The sequence below is a fragment of the Pseudomonas sp. HMWF006 genome, from assembly GCF_003061205.1.
Classification (GTDB): Bacteria; Pseudomonadota; Gammaproteobacteria; order Pseudomonadales; family Pseudomonadaceae; genus Aquipseudomonas; species Aquipseudomonas monsensis.
In genome coordinates this window covers 7,344-9,008 of the sequence record NZ_QAIU01000411.1, presented here as the reverse complement: position 1 = coordinate 9,008, position 1,665 = coordinate 7,344, and the positions used below count along the sequence as shown (strand labels likewise).

The 1,665-nt window shown below is 58.9% G+C and carries 1 pseudogene; it reads right to left on the bottom strand.

Going from position 1 to position 1,665, the window contains the following annotated elements:
- A pseudogene (locus DBR24_RS32505) lies at nt 1-1,665 on the bottom strand (adhesin); the annotation flags it as partial.

Sequence of the window (1,665 nt, the reverse complement as noted above, 5' to 3'; positions counted from 1 at the left end):
GGACTTTTTCGCCATTCACTTCATGCTCTTCGAGCCAGACGATGTCGTGCGTCAGCGCCGCGACTTGCTGCGAGGTGAGGCCGACGCCGACCGACAGGTTTAGCGCGTCCTTGCTGGCGATGGCGTTGTTCATCAGGTACTTGAACATGCCCTCATTGGAGGTTTGGCCGTCGAGGAAAGCCTGGCCGGTGCGGGCGGTGACGGCTTGCTGGATCAGGCGTTGTTCGTAGAGTCCATCGCCCAGGCGTTTGGCGCTCAGATCGGGGTTGTAGCCGAGTTTGTCGAGCAGGTAGTCGGAACTCATGAACGACTTGAGGTTGGTGAGTGCCGGGTTGGTTTCGATCAGGTATTTGTGTGGGTTGGACGGTACCTTGGTGTCGGGCAAGCCAGTGACGCGGGTGACCGGACGAGTGCCAGTCAACTCCTTCGTATCGTCGCCCGGGTTGGTCATGCCTGGACCGGCAGGGTTGACCGGGACGCTGGCGTCAATAGCACTGGCGGCAGCCTTAGACACGCTCGGCTTAGGTTTGAACGTATCGACGATGCGCGTGCTGTCGGACACGGCAGCCGGCGCATCGACGAACAGGTTGCGCGGCCCGCCGCTGGTGGCAGCGACCGTGTGATCCTGGGTTTTGACCTTTTCACTGCCAACCGTCCACGTCGGTGCCGGCCCGATGTTTGCGGGTGACACGGTGTCGCTCGTGCCCTCATTGCTCAAACGAAACAAACCGTTCTCGCCCGTCGGCAGAGCGAATCCCGGCAGGCTCAGCGGATTGACTTGCTGTTGTGCGAGATCGGGCGGCAGCTGGCTATTGATGCGCACAACGACGGTGCCGCTGTTTCCGACCGAGGTATCGGCAACTTTATTGGTGCCACCGGTTGAGCTGTAGTCCTGATGGATAACACTGTTTTCAACTTCGCGGGTGGCGGTGATCGAGACTTTGCCGCCCGCCTGAATCACTGCGTTGCGCGAGTTGTTGGTATCAGCTGCACCGGTGCTGTTAACCGGGTTTTCGACTGCAACGCGGCTCTCGTAAGGCGCCAGTTCGCTCGGTAATGCCAGCAGATTATTCGGGTCATACATCGATGGCGTTGACGTTTCAAAGCCCGCGCTGAATCCAGACATGGCCCGGCCATATTTACGACTACCGACGTTTTCGCCTGTCTCGGCGTCAACGATGACGATGCCATTGCCCACGGTTTTGGCGATCGCTTTACGGATCAGGCCTTCCGGCGCGATGACGTAGTACACAAACGGGAAATCGGGGTTGTTGCGCTGGTTGTACGGCATGATCACGTCGGCCATGAATTGCGCCGTGGAGCCAGTGCCCATCTCGAAGTTGTACTGACGCGTGACTTCGACGGTGCCGCTCTTGGCACCGATATTCTTCAAGCTGTCGGCGGTGATGCTGATGTTGCCGCCCGCCGCTAGCGTACTTTTGCTGTTGAGGAAGGTGCCGCCAGTGAACGTAAAATCCTTGCCTACGTTGAACACCGCCGAAGCGCTGGTATCGGTGTCGAAGAATTGATAAGTCTCGCGGCTGGCGAGGAAGTTATTAAAGGTGCCGCCAACGCAGTCACCACACGTCGCCGCGATGAACCCGGAAATGAGCTTGCGCTCAACCGACGCCGTCGGCCCTTCCGTACGGTTTTCAAACACATCGG